This is a genomic window from Oceanimonas baumannii, assembly GCF_002245495.1.
Classification (GTDB): Bacteria; Pseudomonadota; Gammaproteobacteria; order Enterobacterales; family Aeromonadaceae; genus Oceanimonas; species Oceanimonas baumannii.
This window is the reverse complement of sequence record NZ_NQJF01000005.1, coordinates 158,016-174,435: the sequence shown is the minus strand read 5'-3', so window position 1 is coordinate 174,435 and position 16,420 is coordinate 158,016. Positions and strand designations below refer to the sequence as shown.

At 59.0% G+C, this 16,420-nt stretch carries 12 protein-coding genes; 9 read left to right on the top strand and 3 right to left on the bottom strand.

All coding sequences use genetic code 11. From position 1 onward, the window contains the following. Positions 1–11 precede the first annotated feature (11 nt). From B6S09_RS07455 to fdhF, 3 genes are read left to right on the top strand one after another with little or no spacing between them, the layout of a single operon-like run. Positions 12–563 carry a formate dehydrogenase subunit gamma gene (locus B6S09_RS07455; RefSeq protein WP_243832806.1) on the top strand — a complete coding sequence of 184 codons (552 nt, stop codon included), beginning with the start codon at positions 12–14 and terminating at the stop codon, positions 561–563. Then, entirely contained in the window at positions 563–2,113 is a 1,551-nt protein-coding gene (locus B6S09_RS07450; RefSeq protein ID WP_094277873.1) for a formate dehydrogenase beta subunit, read from the top strand. The genes B6S09_RS07455 and B6S09_RS07450 overlap by 1 nt, the downstream gene beginning before the upstream one ends. Then, positions 2,113–4,977, top strand: a complete 2,865-nt coding sequence (fdhF, locus tag B6S09_RS07445) for a formate dehydrogenase subunit alpha (RefSeq protein WP_094277872.1) — start codon at positions 2,113–2,115, stop codon at positions 4,975–4,977. Before B6S09_RS07450 ends, fdhF begins: the two co-directional genes overlap by 1 nt. 31 nt (positions 4,978–5,008) lie before the next feature. On the opposite strand, the gene B6S09_RS07440 is transcribed toward fdhF, so the two are convergent. Beyond that, complete coding sequence (locus B6S09_RS07440; protein WP_094277871.1) at positions 5,009–6,127, bottom strand: FAD-dependent oxidoreductase; 1,119 nt, start codon at positions 6,125–6,127, stop codon at positions 5,009–5,011. Between the two features lie 104 nt (positions 6,128–6,231). On the opposite strand from B6S09_RS07440, the gene B6S09_RS07435 reads away from it, so the two are divergent. Beyond that, positions 6,232–7,122 (top strand): LysR family transcriptional regulator, encoded by an 891-nt coding sequence (locus B6S09_RS07435; protein WP_094277870.1) that lies wholly within the window; start codon positions 6,232–6,234, stop codon positions 7,120–7,122. An 85-nt stretch (positions 7,123–7,207) separates the two neighbouring features. Here B6S09_RS07435 and B6S09_RS07430 read toward each other — a convergent pair whose 3' ends face one another. Beyond that, complete coding sequence (locus tag B6S09_RS07430; RefSeq protein ID WP_094277869.1) at positions 7,208–8,020, bottom strand: helix-turn-helix domain-containing protein; 813 nt, start codon at positions 8,018–8,020, stop codon at positions 7,208–7,210. A 190-nt stretch (positions 8,021–8,210) separates the two neighbouring features. On the opposite strand from B6S09_RS07430, the gene B6S09_RS07425 reads away from it, so the two are divergent. Continuing rightward, positions 8,211–9,608, top strand: coding sequence for an aspartate ammonia-lyase (locus tag B6S09_RS07425; RefSeq protein ID WP_094277868.1), 1,398 nt, complete (start codon positions 8,211–8,213; stop codon positions 9,606–9,608). A 30-nt stretch (positions 9,609–9,638) separates the two neighbouring features. Here B6S09_RS07425 and cuyB read toward each other — a convergent pair whose 3' ends face one another. Next, a complete protein-coding gene (gene cuyB / locus B6S09_RS07420) occupies positions 9,639–10,349 on the bottom strand; it encodes a cysteate racemase (RefSeq protein WP_094277867.1) in 711 nt (236 codons plus the stop codon). A 275-nt stretch (positions 10,350–10,624) separates the two neighbouring features. Between cuyB and B6S09_RS07415 the strand changes: the two genes are divergently transcribed. From B6S09_RS07415 to B6S09_RS07400, 4 genes are all read left to right on the top strand, one after another. Further along, positions 10,625–11,542: a LysR substrate-binding domain-containing protein gene (locus tag B6S09_RS07415; protein WP_094277866.1), complete on the top strand. Its 918-nt coding sequence runs from the start codon at positions 10,625–10,627 to the stop codon at positions 11,540–11,542. Beyond that, positions 11,539–13,233: a transporter substrate-binding domain-containing protein gene (locus tag B6S09_RS07410; protein WP_228213378.1), complete on the top strand. Its 1,695-nt coding sequence runs from the start codon at positions 11,539–11,541 to the stop codon at positions 13,231–13,233. The genes B6S09_RS07415 and B6S09_RS07410 overlap by 4 nt, the downstream gene beginning before the upstream one ends. Continuing rightward, the gene (locus tag B6S09_RS07405; protein ID WP_208321707.1) at positions 13,230–14,651 is read left to right on the top strand and encodes a sigma-54-dependent transcriptional regulator; all 1,422 of its coding nucleotides are present in this window, start codon (positions 13,230–13,232) and stop codon (positions 14,649–14,651) included. The genes B6S09_RS07410 and B6S09_RS07405 overlap by 4 nt, the downstream gene beginning before the upstream one ends. Positions 14,652–14,961: 310 nt before the next feature. Further along, on the top strand, positions 14,962–16,239 hold the full coding sequence (locus tag B6S09_RS07400; RefSeq protein ID WP_094277864.1) for a dicarboxylate/amino acid:cation symporter: 1,278 nt from the start codon (positions 14,962–14,964) through the stop codon (positions 16,237–16,239). Positions 16,240–16,420 lie beyond the last annotated feature (181 nt).

The following is a 16,420-nucleotide window of genomic DNA, read 5'->3' as shown; positions in this document are numbered from 1 at the left end:
GGCTGAAGCAATTGAGCAAGCAGACCGGTGCCCTTCGCGGCACCGGCTTTAATAACAACAAGGTGGATACGATGGAAGATAATCACACAGTCATGGACACCACCCTGGAGCAGTTGGTCGGCTCCCTCAAAGATACCCCCGGCGCCCTGTTGCCTATCTTGCACCGTATTCAGGAACAGTTCGGTTATGTACCGGACCGGGCCCTGCCGATTATTGCCAGGGCCCTGCGTTGCACCACTGCCGATGTACACGGCGTGATCAGCTTTTATCACCATTTTCGCCTTAGCCAGCCCGGCCGTCACCTGCTGGAAGTGTGCCGGGCTGAAGCCTGTCAGGCCCGGGGCGCGCGGGAGTTTGAGCGCCATGTGAAGGAAAAGCTCAATATCGGCTTCGATCAGACCACGGCAGACGGCGAATTCACCCTGAAGGCGGTGTATTGCCTGGGCAACTGTGCCACCGGGCCCTCGCTACGCCAGGGCAAACGGGTGCTGAGCCGCATGAATTCCGCGCGTTTCGACAAGCTGGTGGAGGATCTCACCACCTACAAACTGGAGCTGAAATAATGACCCTGCGTGTCTTTGTGCCTTACGAGACCACGGCGTTGTCCCTCGGCGCCGACGACGTGGCCACCCTGATCCAACGCGAGGCCGAGGCCCGCGGGCTCGATATCGAGCTGGTGCGCAACGGCTCCCGTGGCCTGTTCTTCCTGGAGCCATTGGTGGAAGTGGAGACCGGCTCCGGCCGTTATGCCTTTGGTCCGGTGGAACCGGCGGACGTGGCCTCATTATTTGAGGCCGGCCTGGAGCTGGGTGCCGCCGGGCACCCGCTGGCGCTGGGGCCGACCGAAGAGATCCCCTGGCTCAAGCGCCAGCAGCGGGTCACCTTTGCCCGTATCGGCGTGACCGATCCGGTGTCTGTTGAGGATTACCGCGATCACGGCGGTTTTGCCGGCCTGGAAAAAGCGGTGACCTGCACGCGCCAGCAGCTGGTGGATATGGTCAAGGCCTCGGGCCTGCGGGGCCGGGGGGGGGCGGCCTTTCCCACCGGCATCAAGTGGCAGACGGTGCTGGACGCTCAAGGCAAGCAGAAATACATCGTCTGTAATGCCGACGAAGGCGACTCCGGTACCTTTGCCGATCGCCTGGTGATGGAAAGCGATCCCTACATGCTGATTGAGGGCATGGTGATCGCGGGTCTCGCCGTGGGCGCGACCCAGGGCTATATCTATCTGCGGGAAGAATACCCGCTGGCGGACGAGCTGCTGGCGCTGGCCATTGAACGGGCCCGCGCCGCCGGTTATCTGGGTGACAACATTCTGGGCAGCGGTCAGCGCTTTGAACTGGAAGTGCGCCTCGGGGCCGGTGCCTATATCTGCGGTGAAGAAACCTCGTTGCTGGAAAGCCTGGAAGGCAAGCGAGGCCTGGTCCGTGCCAAGCCGCCGCTGCCCGCCATTGAGGGCCTGTTTGGTATGCCAACAGTGGTCAACAACGTGCTCAGCCTGGCCGCCGTGCCGTCCATTCTGAGCGAGGGGCCCGAGCATTACGCCAGCTTCGGCATTGACCGTTCCAAGGGCACGCTGCCGTTCCAGCTGGCGGGCAACCTCACGCGGGGCGGCCTGGTGGAGCTGGCCTTTGGCCATACCCTGCGTGAACTGATTGAAGACTTCGGCGGCGGTACCGCCTCCGGCCGGCCGGTACGGGCGGTGCAGGTGGGCGGCCCTCTCGGCGCTTATCTGTCACCGGAGCAGTTCGACACCCTGCTGGATTATGAAGCATTTTCCGCCATTGGTGCCGTGCTTGGTCACGGCGGCGTGGTGGTGTTTGACGACAGCGTCGACATGGCTGAGCAGGCCCGCTTTTCCATGGCGTTCTGCGTGGAGGAGTCCTGCGGCAAGTGCACCCCCTGCCGTATCGGTGCCGTGCGCGGCGTGGAGGTGATCGATCGCATCATGCAGGGCGAGAACCGGGATGCCAACCTGGCACTGCTGGACGACCTCTGCGACACCATGATGCAGGGCTCGCTGTGCGCCATGGGCGGCATGACCCCCTTCCCGGTGAAGAGCGCCATGACCCTGTTCCCCGAAGACTTTCACCGCCAGGGAGGCGAAGACTGATGGTTGAACATTTTTATCCGGAAAAGGATCTGGGCACCCCGGCCCGGGAGTCCGAAACCCTGGTGACCCTGAGCATTGACGGGGTTGAGGTGACGGTGCCGGAAGGCACCTCGGTGATGCGGGCCGCGGCCCTGGTGGACATCAATATCCCCAAGCTGTGCGCTTCCGACAACCTGGAGGCCTTTGGCTCCTGCCGCTTGTGCACCGTGGAGATCGAAGGCCGGCGCGGCTATCACGCTTCCTGTACCACGCCGGTGGGCGAGGGCATGGTGGTGCGCAGCCAGACCCAGGGGCTGGCCAAACTGCGCCGCAATGTCATGGAGCTGTACATCTCCGATCACCCCCTGGACTGCCTGACCTGCCCGGCCAACGGCGACTGCGAGCTGCAGGACATGGCAGGCAGTGTGGGCCTGCGCGAGGTGCGCTATGGCTTTGCCGGCGAAAACCACCTGAGCCTGGGCAAGGATGAGTCCAACCCGTATTTTACCTTTGATGCCAGCAAGTGCATCGTCTGCTCCCGCTGCGTGCGCGCCTGCGCCGAGGTGCAGGGCACCTTCGCCCTGACCCTGGAAGGCCGGGGTTTCGACTCCAAGGTGTCCACCGGGCGGGACAACGACTTTTTGAGCTCCGACTGCGTGTCCTGCGGTGCCTGTGTGCAGGCCTGCCCGACCGCCACCCTTACTGAAAAATCGGTGATCGAGCAAGGCCAGCCGGAGCACAGTGTGATCACCACCTGCGCCTATTGCGGCGTAGGCTGTTCGTTCAAGGCGGAGATGAAGGGTGATCAGCTGGTGCGCATGACCCCCTGGAAAGGTGGCCAGGCCAACCACGGTCATGCCTGTGTGAAGGGACGCTTTGCCTTTGGTTATGCCACCCACAAGGATCGGCTGACCAAACCCATGATCCGGGACGCCATTGACCAGCCCTGGCGTGAGGTGGAATGGGAGGAGGCCATCGGCTTTGCCGCCCGCCGCCTGCGCGAGGTACAGCAGCAGCATGGTACGCACAGTGTGGGCGGTATCACCTCGTCCCGTTGTACCAATGAAGAAACCTATCTGGTGCAGAAGCTGGTGCGGGCTGCGCTCGGCACCAACAATACCGACACCTGCGCCCGGGTCTGCCACAGCCCCACCGGCTATGGCCTGAAGATGACCCTGGGCGAATCGGCGGGCACCCAGGACTTCGACTCCGTGCTGCAGTCCGACTGCATTCTGGTGATCGGTGCCAATCCCACCGATGCCCACCCGGTGTTCGGATCCTTGCTGCGCAAGCGGCTGCGCCAGGGGGCTCAGCTGATAGTGGCGGATCCGCGTCATATCGACTTGCTGGATACCCCGCATACCGCTGAGCCGTTGCATCTGCCTCTTCGCCCCGGTGCCAACGTGGCCCTGGTGAATGCCCTGGCCCACGTGATCGTGACCGAAGGGCTGGAAGACAAGGAGTTTATTGCCGGACGCTGTTCCCCCGAGGAATATGCGGCCTGGCGCGAGTTTATTGCCGATCCGGGCCATGCCCCCGAGGTGATGAGCGCGGTGATTGGTGCCCCGGCCGAGCGTATTCGTGACGCTGCCCGGCTTTATGCCGGTGCCGGCAACGGTGCCATCTATTACGGCCTGGGCGTGACCGAACACAGCCAGGGCTCCACCACGGTGATGGGTATTGCCAACCTGGCCATGGCCACCGGTAACATCGGCCGGCCCGGGGTAGGGGTGAATCCGCTGCGGGGTCAGAACAACGTGCAGGGCTCCTGCGACATGGGCTCCTTCCCCCATGAGCTGCCGGGCTACCAGCCGGTGACCGATGCCGCGGTGCGGGCCAGCTTTGAGCAGGCCTGGGGTGTTGAGCTGCACGGCGAGCCGGGGTTGCGCATTCCGGGGATGTTTGACGCCGCCATTGAAGGGCGTTTCAAGGCCATGTATGTACAGGGTGAGGACATTGCCCAGTCGGATCCGAACACTCAGCATGTGGAAGCGGCGCTGCGTTCCCTCGACTTGCTGATTGTGCAGGATATTTTCCTCAACGAAACCGCCAAGTTCGCCCATGTGATCCTGCCCGGCAGTACCTTCCTCGAGAAAAACGGTACCTTTACCAATGCCGAGCGGCGCATTAACCGGGTACGCAAGGTCATGCCCCCGCTGGCGGGCAAGGAAGACTGGCAGGTGACCCAGGAACTTGCACAGGCCCTGGGTTACCCCATGCACTATGAGCATCCGTCGGAGATCATGGCGGAGATTGCTTCGGTGACACCGTCCTTTGCCGGGGTCAGTTACCCCAGACTGGAAGAGCTGGGCAGCATTCAGTGGCCCTGTAATGACCAGCATCCTTCCGGCATGCCGGTGATGCACGGCGACAGCTTCCCCATCGGACTGGGTCGCATGGTGGTGACTGAGTTTATGCCGACCAGCGAAAAGGTGAGCGAGGCGTTTCCGCTGCTGCTGACCACAGGTCGCATTCTCAGTCAGTACAATGTGGGGGCCCAGACCCGGCGCACCGAGAACAACGTCTGGCATGGGGAAGATGTGCTGGAAATTCATCCGCACGACGCCGCTGCCCGCGGTATCCAAGATGGTCAGCCGGTGACCATTGCCAGCCGCACCGGTAATACGGTGCTTCGGGCAGAGCACAGCCAGCGCATGCAGCCCGGGGTGGTGTACACTACCTTCCACTTCCCGCACAGCGGGGCGAACGTGATCACCACCGACAACTCGGACTGGGCTACCAACTGCCCGGAATACAAGGTGACGGCGGTGCAGGTGAGCGGTACCAGTGACCGGGCCCTGTCGGACTGGCAGCGCCGGTTCGAGGCCTTCACCGAGCAGCAACTGGCCTTTGCGGGACAGGGGCAGACGGTTGAGGAGCACTGAATAAGAAACGCCGGCGAAAGCCGGCGTTTTTTTATTCCTGGACGGTCAGTCCTTGCATCCAGAACTGGCTTAGCTGCTCGGCGGACAACGGCGATGCGGTCGGGCTGGCCCCGGCATCACCAAAAATCTGCTGTGCCACTTGTCTGCCAACGGTCTGGGCCGCCGAGGTTTTGATGGTACGTCGTTGGTAAAATGTGGTCAGAATATGTTCCGGCTCATGTTCTTGTTCCAGAAGCAGGGCAAGGTGCCAGGCATCTTCCAGCGCCTGAGCGGCGCCCTGTCCTGAGGTCGGTAATGACGCATGGGCAGCATCCCCGATGATGACGACATTGCCGTGATGCCAGCGGGGAAGCGGGTCAATATCATGCACAAAAATACGGTTCAGTGAGGCCGGCTCACAGCCATTCAGCACATGTTGTACCGGCCCGGACCAATGCCGGAAACGCTGGTGAAGTTCATGGTACCAGGCAGAAAGGGGACGTTCTTTGTCCAGCTCTGCACGCCATGCTCCTGCCCAGTAACACCAGTCGCCCTTAACAGGCACAATGCCAAAGCGCTCACTGGCACTGCGGTAGTCATGAATAGCGTTATCAGTCAGGGTTTGCTGCACCTTACTGATGCCAATAATGTTAACAAAGCCCTGGTAGCGGGGGGGCACGTCATCCTGGTATAGCGCCCGGCGTACTACCGAGTTCATGCGCCCATCAGCACCGACCACCAGATCGAACTCCTGCCGTAATGCCTCAATGCTGTGTGTGGTGACAGGGCTGTCAAAGTGGATGGTTACTCCCACTGCGTCCAGCGCCCTGGCCAGTATGTTCATCAGATCACGGCGCAATATGGTGATGGTAGGGAAGCCACTCAGCAGGTTGACTTCTTCAATATCAAACTCGGCCATCCGGCTTCCGGACTGATCAAACTGGCGCATAAAACGGGGTGCACCACCCATGTGCTCAAGCTCTTGTTTCAGCCCCATCTGCTGTAAAACAAACATGGCATTCGGCCATAAGGTGACACCGGCACCGATGGTCGAGATGCTGCTGTGGCGTTCATACAGGCTTACCTGACAGCCCCGCTGTCTGGCAAGAAGTGCCAGAGCCATTCCGGCTACGCCAGCTCCGACAATGGCAATACGTCTGATGTTGTTCATCTGTTCTACCTCGCTTATCACGTCAGGCAGAAAGTCTTACAAAACTATTTTTCAGGATAAACCTGCTATTGTTGCGTTATCAATCCCATTTTGTGAGTTAATAAATGATTGACAGAGTCGAACTGCAGTGGCTGCTTAGCTTCCAGGCCGTATATGAACAACTGAGTTTTAAGCTGGCGGCAGAGCAACTGCAACTGCCTGCATCCAATGTCAGTCGCCATGTTGCCTTGCTGGAAAAGCAGCTGGGCCTGCGGTTACTGGAGCGCACTACCCGCAGGATGATCGCCACCGCAGCCGGCAGGCAGCTTTATCAGTCCGTCAGGCCGCTGACACAGGCAATGAATGATGCGCTGGAAGATGTGTCTCAGTACGGTGATACGCTGTCTGGCCATCTCAAAATTATCATGCCCGATCTTCCCTTTCTGGCCGGTATCATTGCCGATTTTTGCCTGCAACATCCTCAGATACAGTTGAGCTGTGATACTCATTTAAACCCTTCTGAAGGGCTGCTGGAGGGCTTTGATCTGGTGCTACGCTTTGGCCGGGGCCCGCTGGAAGATTCTGGCTGGGTGGCCAGGGAAATCCTGCGCTGGCCCAGTGTGGTGGTGGCCGCACCGCAGCTGCTTCAAGGCCAGCCCGTGCCGGTATCATTGGATGAGCTGAGCCGCGCTCCCTGTATTACCACCTTATCGGTGCTGCAGGGGTTGCCCTGGCGGTTCAAGCATGAGCAGACGGTTCAGGTGCAGTCCGGCTACAAGGTTAACAGTGGCCACATGGCCAAAGCGGCCGCCCTTAAGGGGCTTGGCTTTGCCATTTTACCGGCTCATGCCTGTCAGTCAGAGATAGCTAACGGCGAACTGGTTCATATTGAGCTGGACAGTGAGCCGGAGGATCTGGTGCTGTATGCGTTTTATTCGGGCAGAAAATACCCGCTGGAAAAAGTGAAAGTGTTTCTGGAGCACCTTCAATCGCGAATCGGGGAGCTGACTGCCTGAGGCAAGGAAGGCAAGGTGCAAAACCGTTTTCTGCAAAGGAATTATGGGATGAGGCGGGCCGCTGTGATAGCGGCCCGGATGCCTGTCAGAAATAGTGCCGGGCCCGAAAATGGTGCTCACCCGGAGCCATTTCGTTGTTGATGGCATTGAGAATGGAGCCGGAGATCTGACCGCTGTCGGCGTCAAAGGTGCTGCACAGGGCCAGGGTATGGCGAATATCCACGCGCCGGCCCAGGTATTCCAGCACCACCCGGGTGCAGCTGGGAATGCGCTCGCCGCTGGCGGAGGCCCCCAGGCGCAGACCGCTGATCCGGCCGACACGGCTTTTAAAGGTCGGGATCAAAATGGTCTGGGTAATCTGATTGCCGGTGAGCGACTCGTAATCCACCAGAAAAATACGGTCTGCCAGCAGGTGGGCCATGCCCAGATATTTGCTGTGATACACCCGCTCTCCCGGTGCCTGCTGCAGGCGCTCGGTGCGCTGGTAATAGACGCTGTCTCCCTGGCGCTCCAGGCACAGCAGGTTGCGTAGAATCTTGCCCGGAAACGCCATGGAGTAGTGGTATTCAAAGTAATAGCCAAGATACTTCTCCAGCCCCCGTGAGTTGCTCTGCAGCAGGCTCAGGTGGCTTTCTTCCGGACGTTCTGCCTGGGTTTCCTGCGGCTTGGGGCGTACCTGGATTAACAGTTCGAACTGGCTGTGGGGCATCAGTATTTCATGCTCTTCCACCCCAAAAAAATCACACAACCGGCGCAGGCTGTGGGCCGATGGTTTGTAACGGCCGCTCAGATAACGGTTGAACTGGGGCCGGTTGATCCCGAGCCGGCGACAAACCTCGGCCACCGATTTGTAGTAACTGCAGAGCAGGCGCAGGTTTTTGGCAAAATCTTGGTGCATAGGGGCTCCCTGAAACTGCGGTCAGTGTACCTAAAGTCATTTTTCTGCAACAGAGTGCACCAGTCTCTTTTTGGTGTACTCAGTGCGCCATTCAGCGCCAGTTTGAGACAGTGCGTCAAATTTTCAGCCGCCGCGTGCCTTGCTGTAATAGGGCTCTGTAACAGTAGATTTCCGACAGAGCAGGTAAACCATGCAAACACGTATCGAGAAGGATTTATTGGGTGAGCAGCCGGTACCGGCACAGGCCTGGTATGGTATTCAAACCCAGCGGGCACAGCAGAATTTCACCATTACCGGCGTGCCTATCAGCCACTTTCCCGAGCTGATCCGTTCTCTGGCCATGGTCAAGGCGGCCGCTGCCCGGGCCAACCGGGATCTGGGTCAGCTGGAGTCACATAAGGCCGAGGCCATTGACGCTGCCTGCGCCGATATCATCGAGGGTGCCCTGCACGACCAGTTTGTGGTGGATCTCATTCAGGGCGGGGCGGGCACTTCCACCAACATGAATGCCAACGAAGTGATCGCCAACCTGGCGCTGAGCAAACTGGGTCATGACCGGGGAGAATACAGACACCTGCATCCCAACAACGACGTGAACTGCTCCCAGTCCACCAACGACGCTTATCCCACGGCGGCGCGTCTGGCCATTGTGTTTGCCGCCCAGCCGCTCAAGCAGGCCATTGCCGGCTTGCAGCAAAGCCTGGCCGACAAGGCCGGCGAATTTGCCCACATTCTCAAAATGGGCCGCACCCAGATGCAGGACGCCGTGCCCATGACCCTGGGCCAGGAGTTTGAGGCCTTTGCCGTGAATCTGGGTGAAGAAGAAGCCCGCATCGACGATGCCTGCCGGCTGCTGTGCGAGGTTAACCTGGGCGGTACCGCCATCGGTACCGGCATTAATGCCCACCCCGATTATGCGGTGCTGGCGGTGAATCACCTGGCCGAGGTGTCCGGTCAGCCGGTGAGCCTGGCGCATAACCTGGTGGAAGCCACCTCCGATATGGGTGCCTTTGTGACTTTCTCCAGCGTGCTCAAGCGACTGGCGGTAAAGCTGTCCAAACTGAGCAACGATCTGCGTCTGTTGTCCAGCGGTCCGCGCACCGGCCTGGGAGAAATCCGGCTGCCGGCCATGCAGCCCGGTTCATCCATCATGCCGGGCAAGGTGAATCCGGTGATCCCCGAGGCGATGAACCAGACTGCGTTTCAGGTGATGGGTGCCGATCTGGCGGTGACCCTGGCGGCCGAGGCCGGCCAGCTGCAGCTGAATGCCATGGAGCCGCTGATCATCTATAACCTGCTGAACTCCAGCTGTATGCTGGGAGAGGCCATTCACATGCTGGATACCCGCTGTGTACGTGGCATTGAGGCCAATGAAGCCCAGTGCGCCGCGCATCTGCATAACAGCATAGGCATTATTACCGCCCTGGTGCCTCACATTGGCTACGACAATGCCAGCCGTATTGCCAACCAGGCGCTGACCAGCGGGGCGACCGTGGCCGAGCTGGTGCGCCAGGAACAGCTGCTCAGTGAAGAGCGTCTGGCGGCCGTGCTCAGCCCGGCCTCCATGGTGACGCCCTGTGTTGCCTGAGGCAGTCTGAAAACCGTGGCGGCGTGATAATTACGCCGCTACAGCCAATTTCTGCTGCTGGTGCCATTGCACACAGGCGGCGGCCAGGGCCTTGGTGGCGTCCACACCCAGGTGAGCATGGGCCGAGCCAAGGGTGTCCAGCGCAAAGGGAATCTCGGTGCAGCCGAGGATCACCCGCTCTACGCCCAGCTGCAGCATGGCGGCCATACAGTCGTCCAGCATGCGGGCGCCTTGCTCAACAGCACCGGACTTCACCAGATAAATGCCTTCCATCACCCGGCGTTGCAGATCGGCGGGCGGGGTGGTCAGCTCAATGCCGTATTCCGCCAGTTCCCGGCCATAAAAGCCGGCCTTGAGGGTGCCGTCGGTGGCCAGCAGGCCAACGGAGCGGACCTGCTCCCGTGCCAGCATGTCGGCGCAAACGCGGGCAATATGCAAAATGGGTACGCTGCTTTCCCGGGCCAGTGGTTCATACCAGTAATGGGCGGTATTGCAGGGGATCGCGATACAGCCGGCGCCGCCGTTGATCAAGGTGTTTAACCCCTGCAGCAGTGCCTCCAGCGGAGACTCCTTGTCTTCCAGCAGGCAGGCGGTGCGGTCCGGGATTTGCGGCACGGAATGGACCAGCAGCGGCAGATGATCCTGATCCTGGGTGGCCGGGGTCTGGTTGATGATTTTGGTGACAAAGTCGACGGTGGCCAGCGGCCCCATGCCGCCCAGTATACCGATAAGGGAACTCATTAGGATGTCTCCAGGCTGTTTTCTGGCAGCCTAAAACAGCCGGGAATGGCACCGACAATGCCGTTTGAGTACGCCCTATGCCTATTCTGTATAACAGGCCCTCAGGGGCTTGAAGATCAAGGAGATAAGCACACTATACCGATTTATTATGGGCAGGCATGTAATTGGCATGGCGCAACATGGTCCTGAAAAACGGCGTCACTGGATGATATAATGCTGCGAAGAAAGGTCAGCAGATGACCACCCGCAGTTATTGGTGATCCGGGGACGGGGACATGAACATAGAAACAAAATGGCTGGAAGATTTTCTTTCCCTGGCCCACAGCCAGAGCTTTTCCCGCTCTGCCCGGGAACGACACATGACTCAGCCTGCTTTCAGCCGGCGAATCCGGGCACTGGAAGACGCATTGGGCTGCGAGCTGGTAGATCGCTCCAGCACGCCAGTACAGCTTACCGATGAAGGTAAGCTGTTTCGCATCACCGCCCGTAACCTGGTCACCCAGCTGAGCGACAGCATCAGCCATTTACGCTCCATGAAACAACGGGGCGGCTATAGTCTCGATTTTGCCGTGTCGCACACCCTGTCACTCTCCCTGTTTCCAGCCTTTCTGCATTCGTTTCGCCGGGAGCTGGAGGGGATCAGCACCCGCCAGCTGGTGGCCAATGTGGATGACAGTGTGCAGGCGCTGAAAAACGGCATCTGTGATTTTCTGCTGGCCTTTGAAGACCCTACTCTGGCACCAGCACAGTTTCACCGCTTTGAGCTGCAAACGGAACAGCTGGTGCCGGTGTGCCGGGCAGACGAAGAAGGTAAACCGGTGTTCAATCTGGAGGCGGCCGGGCCGGTTACCCTGCCTTACCTGGGCTACCCGAAAGACATTTTCCTCGGGCGCTGTGTGGAGCGGTTGCTGCGCGACCAGCCACGTTCGCTCCGGCTGCAGCAGGCATTTGAGTCCTCTCTGGCCGACAGTCTGAAGGTCATGGCCATGCAGGGCATGGGCATTGCCTGGGTGCCAAGCTTTGCCATCCGGGAAGAGCTGCGCCAGGGGTTTCTGGTTATCTGCGGTGGCAGTCGCTGGCAGCTGCCGCTGAATGTATGCCTTTATCGTTGTCGCCGGCCCCTGTCTGATACCGCCGAGGCCTTCTGGCAGGTATGCGAACGCAGTTATGGCCGGCCGGAGCCCATGGCGTGACGTGGACTGTAAGGGTGCATCCGCTCCTTGTTGTGTTTGTACTGTGGGGGCTGAGTCTGAACGCTGCCATGGCGGCAGATCTGCAGGAAGACGCCGTCATCCGGGTGGGGGGCGACCACTATTATCCTCCCTACGAGTTTATCAACCAGGACGGCGAGCCCGACGGTTACAATGTGGAGCTGACCCGTGCCATTGCGGACGTAATGGGCATGGAGGTCGATATTCAGCTGGGTGACTGGAACCAGATGCGTCAGGCGCTGGAGGAAGGGGAGCTGGATGCGTTGCAGGGCATGGTGTCTTCCAGCGAACGGGCCGGTCAATACAGGTTTTCCCCGTCTCATGCCATTGTGCACCAGTCGATTTTTGCCCGTAAAGGCACTGAAAAAGCCATCGGACTGGCCGGGTTGCGGGGCAAGGAAGTGATCGTGCAACAGGGGGGGATAATGCACGATCATCTGGTGAACAGCGATGTGGGGGCCAGGCTGGTGCTGGTAAATACCCATGCCTCCGGGCTGCGGCTGCTGGCGTCGGGTAAGCATGATTATGCTCTGGTCGCCAATTTACCGGGGCTGTATCTGGGGCGCGAGCTGGCACTTTCCAATATCGAGCCGGTGGGTCAGCCTTTCCGGTCGCAGCGCTATGGTTATGCGGTCCTGAAAGGGAATGAGGATCTGCTGGCGCGATTCAGCGAAGGGCTGGCGATTCTCAAAAATACCGGGCGTTATCAGCAGATTTACGATAAATGGCTGGGGCCGCTGGAGCAGGGGGGCTGGCCCTGGAAAAATATCGGACTGGCTGCGGGCCTGGTGTCGGCAGTGTTACTGGTGGTACTGGGAGGCATTGTCATATGGAATCGTATGCTGGCCCGGGAAGTGACCCGGCGCAGTGAGGCGCTGCAGTTGCAGCATCAGCAGCTGATCCAGGCCGATAAAATGTCTTCCCTGGGCATACTGGTGTCCGGCGTGGCCCATGAAATTAACAACCCCAGCAGCCTGCTGCTGTTAAATGTGCCGGTGCTGAAGGACGCCTTCCAGGACATGGAAGCGTTGCTGGAAGAACAATATCGGGAGCAGGGCGACTTTTATCTGGCCGGGCTGCCCTACAGCCGTATGCGTGAAGAGCTGCCCGCCATGCTGGATGACATGCAGGCCAGCGCCGGACGCATCCGGCGCATTGTGGACGATTTACGGGACTTTGCCCGTCAGGGGCCGGCTGAGCTGAGCGAAACCGTGGATCTCAACCGGCTGGTGGCTACGGTGATCCGTCTGGTCGATAACACCATTCGCAAGTCCAGCTATAAGGTTAACGTGCACTATGAGCCGGATCTGCCTTGTTTCAGAGGCAATGCACAACGTATTGAGCAGGTGGTGATCAATCTGCTGGTCAATGCCTGCCAGGCCCTGACCAGTCCGGAGCAGGGACTGTGTATTGCCACCGGATACCGGGCCGCGAGCAATGAGCTGACGCTCGACATTACCGATCAGGGATGCGGCATTGAGCCGCACAATTTGTCCCGTCTGAAAGACCCGTTTTTTACGACCAAGCGTGAGCAGGGGGGCATCGGGCTGGGTTTGTCGGTGTCTGCCGGCATTGTGCAGGATCATGGCGGCCGGCTGGAATATGAGTCCGAGCCGGGCAAGGGAACCCGCGCTATCCTGATCCTTCCTGCGATTAAAGGAACTTCATCGTGATCAAGAACAATCTCTATCCCGGTTTCGGCGTTCTGCTGGTGGATGATGAGGCCCCGTTTCTGCGCAGCCTCAGCATCGCCCTGGAACGGCGGGGCGGGATTAACCATATCTATCGTTGCGAAGACAGCCGGGAAGTGATGGGCATCATTGCCCGGGAGCCCATAGGGCTGGTGTTGCTGGATCTGACCATGCCACACCTGTCGGGGGAGGCGCTGCTGCAGCAGATAGTGGAGGAATATCCCGGGATTGCGGTGATTATTGTCAGTGGGCTGAATCAGCTGGAAACGGCGGTCAACTGTATTCGTCTCGGGGCTGATGACTATTTCGTCAAAACCACGGAAGAAGACCGCCTGATCGGGGGCATTCGCCGGGCCATTGCCAGTCAGGAAATTCGGCTGGAAAATCAGGAAATGCGCCGGCGCTTTCTTACCGATACGCTGGAGCGGCCCGAGGTATTTTCCGGCATCATTACCCAAGACAAGGGCATGCGCTCGGTGTTTCAGTATCTGGAAGCGATTTCAGTCAGCAGCCAGCCGGTCTTGATCTGCGGTGAGAGCGGGGTAGGGAAAGAGCTGATAGCTCACGCCATTCATACGCTGGGTAACCGTAACGGGCCCGTGGTCAGTGTGAATGTGGCGGGCCTGGATGACAATGTGTTTGCCGACACCCTGTTCGGCCACCACAAAGGGGCGTTCACCGGGGCCGACCGGGCCCGGGCCGGTATGATAGAGCAGGCTGCTGGCGGCACCCTGTTTCTGGACGAAATCGGTGATTTGAGCCTGATCTCTCAGGTTAAGTTGCTGCGGCTGCTGCAGGAGGGTGAGTACTACCCTCTGGGCAGCGACAGGCCCAGGCGTATTCGTGCCAGGGTGGTGGTCGCCACTCATCAGGATCTGGCCCGCAAACAGCAGGAAGGCAGCTTCCGTAAGGATCTCTACTACCGGCTGCGAACTCATCAGGTGGATATTCCGCCGCTGCGCCAGCGTAAGGAGGACATTCCCCTGTTGCTGGAGCATTTTCTCGCCGAGGCGGCGGCGGAGCTCGGAAAAGCGGTACCCACCGTGCCCGGAGAGCTGTCGGTGTTGCTGGCCAATTATGCATTCCCGGGCAACGTGCGGGAATTGCGGGCACTGGCGTTTGATGCCATGAGTCGGCACAAGTCGAAAATGTTGTCGATGGAGGTATTCCGGCAGGCCCTGGGGCAGCAGGTTGCGCCGCTGGTGCAGGAAGACGAGGCCGGCCCCGATCCTTTCCGCCAGATGCAGACTTTGCCCAGGCTGAATGAAGTGGGGGATCTGCTGGTGGTTGAAGCCATGCGTCGCTCGCAGGGAAACCAGTCCCTTGCTGCCCGTTTGCTGGGCATTTCCCAGCCGGCTCTGAGCAAACGACTGAAAAAATCGGCAGTCGACGAAGCCTGATAACCCCTATAACCCGGGTGATGGGTTATAACCCGGGTTTCTTTTTTATCTCATTGAAAATAATGCCTTTTAATTTCTCTGGTGGTTTTTGTTATAACTTTGGTTATACCCCTTCTTCATTGTTTCGTCATTTTACATTCATTAAAAATTAATTATAAAACAGTTGCTTAATTGTTTTTTGAGAGGGTGGCATGGTGCTTGCTTTTACGGTGTCAGGAATTGGCGAGTGAACGCCAGATACCGATGGCCCGGACCTTGACTCTGATCGTGTCCGGCTGCACTCCTCGACATCAAAAACAAGGAACCGATGATGGAACAAACAATGGCAAAACAGGGCCGTTCCGGCTTTTGGAGCGGACTGGCACTCTGGAAAAAGATTATGGTAGGCATGGTGCTGGGCGTGATCGCCGGCACCGTGATGGGCCCGGATGCCGAGGTGTTAAAGCCGATTGGCACACTGTTTATTAACGCAATTAAAATGCTGATCGTACCACTGGTATTCTGCTCTCTGGTGGTGGGCGTGACCTCCATGCAGGATACCAGCAAAATGGGGCGTATTGGCCTTAAGTCGGTTGTCCTCTATCTGGCCACCACGGCTGTGGCCATCAGTATTGGTCTGGCGCTGGCGTTGCTGTTTACTCCGGGTGCTGGCATGAACATGACCATCACCGAGCCGGTAACGGCGAAAGAAGCCCCTTCCATGGTGGATACCCTGCTGGCACTGATCCCGCAGAATCCCATCGGTGCCATGGCGGCAGGCAACATTCTGCAGATTATTGTCTTTGCGCTGGGGCTGGGTATTGCCCTGACCCTGTGTGGCGAGAAGGCGAAGCCGGCTGTGCAACTGTTTGAAAGCCTGGCTGAAGGCATGTACAAGCTGACCGAAATCATCATGAAACTGGCCCCTTACGGTGTGTTCGGTCTGATGGCCTGGGTATCGGGCAAATACGGCCTGGAAGTGCTGATGCCGCTGATTAAGGTCATTGCCTTGGTGTACATCGGTTCACTGATCCATGTACTGGTATTCTACAGTGGCATGATTAGCATTCTGGGGCGTCTGAATCCGGTTCGTTACCTGAAAGGGCTGATCAACCCGGCGGCGGTGGCTTACACCACCACCAGCAGCTCAGGTACACTGCCGGCCACCATCAAGGCTGCCCGTGAAGAAATGGGGGTATCCCAGGGTGTGTCCAGCTTTGTACTGCCGCTGGGGGCCACCATTAATATGGATGGCACGGCGCTGTATCAGGGCATCTGTGCGGTATTTGTGGCGCAGGCTTTCGGTGTTGATCTGTCTGCTGCCGATTATGTTCTGATCATCATGACGGCCACCCTGGGCTCCATTGGTACTGCAGGTGTGCCTGGTGCCGGTCTGATCATGCTGTCACTGGTGCTGACCACTGTGGGTCTGCCGCTGGAAGGCCTGGCCATTGTGGCGGGTATTGACCGTATCCTGGATATGGCCCGGACCAGTGTGAACGTGTGTGGTGATCTGATGGTGTCCGTGCTGATCGGCAAGAGCGAAAAAGAGCTGGACGAAACCGTGTATAACCGCACCACGCCGGCAGGTGAGACGGTGCAGGGATAATGTCCCCCTTGTTGCAGTAACCCATAACGGGACGGAGGCCAACTCCGTCCCGTTTTTTATTGTCAGTCCCCATACTCTTCCGGCTGGCAGCCGCGTATTCGCGGTCTGTTACACAGACCCTGCCGGCTTTCCTCTCAAAAACCTTTTCCCGGGCCCTGATTTCCCTCTTGTCGCGGATAGG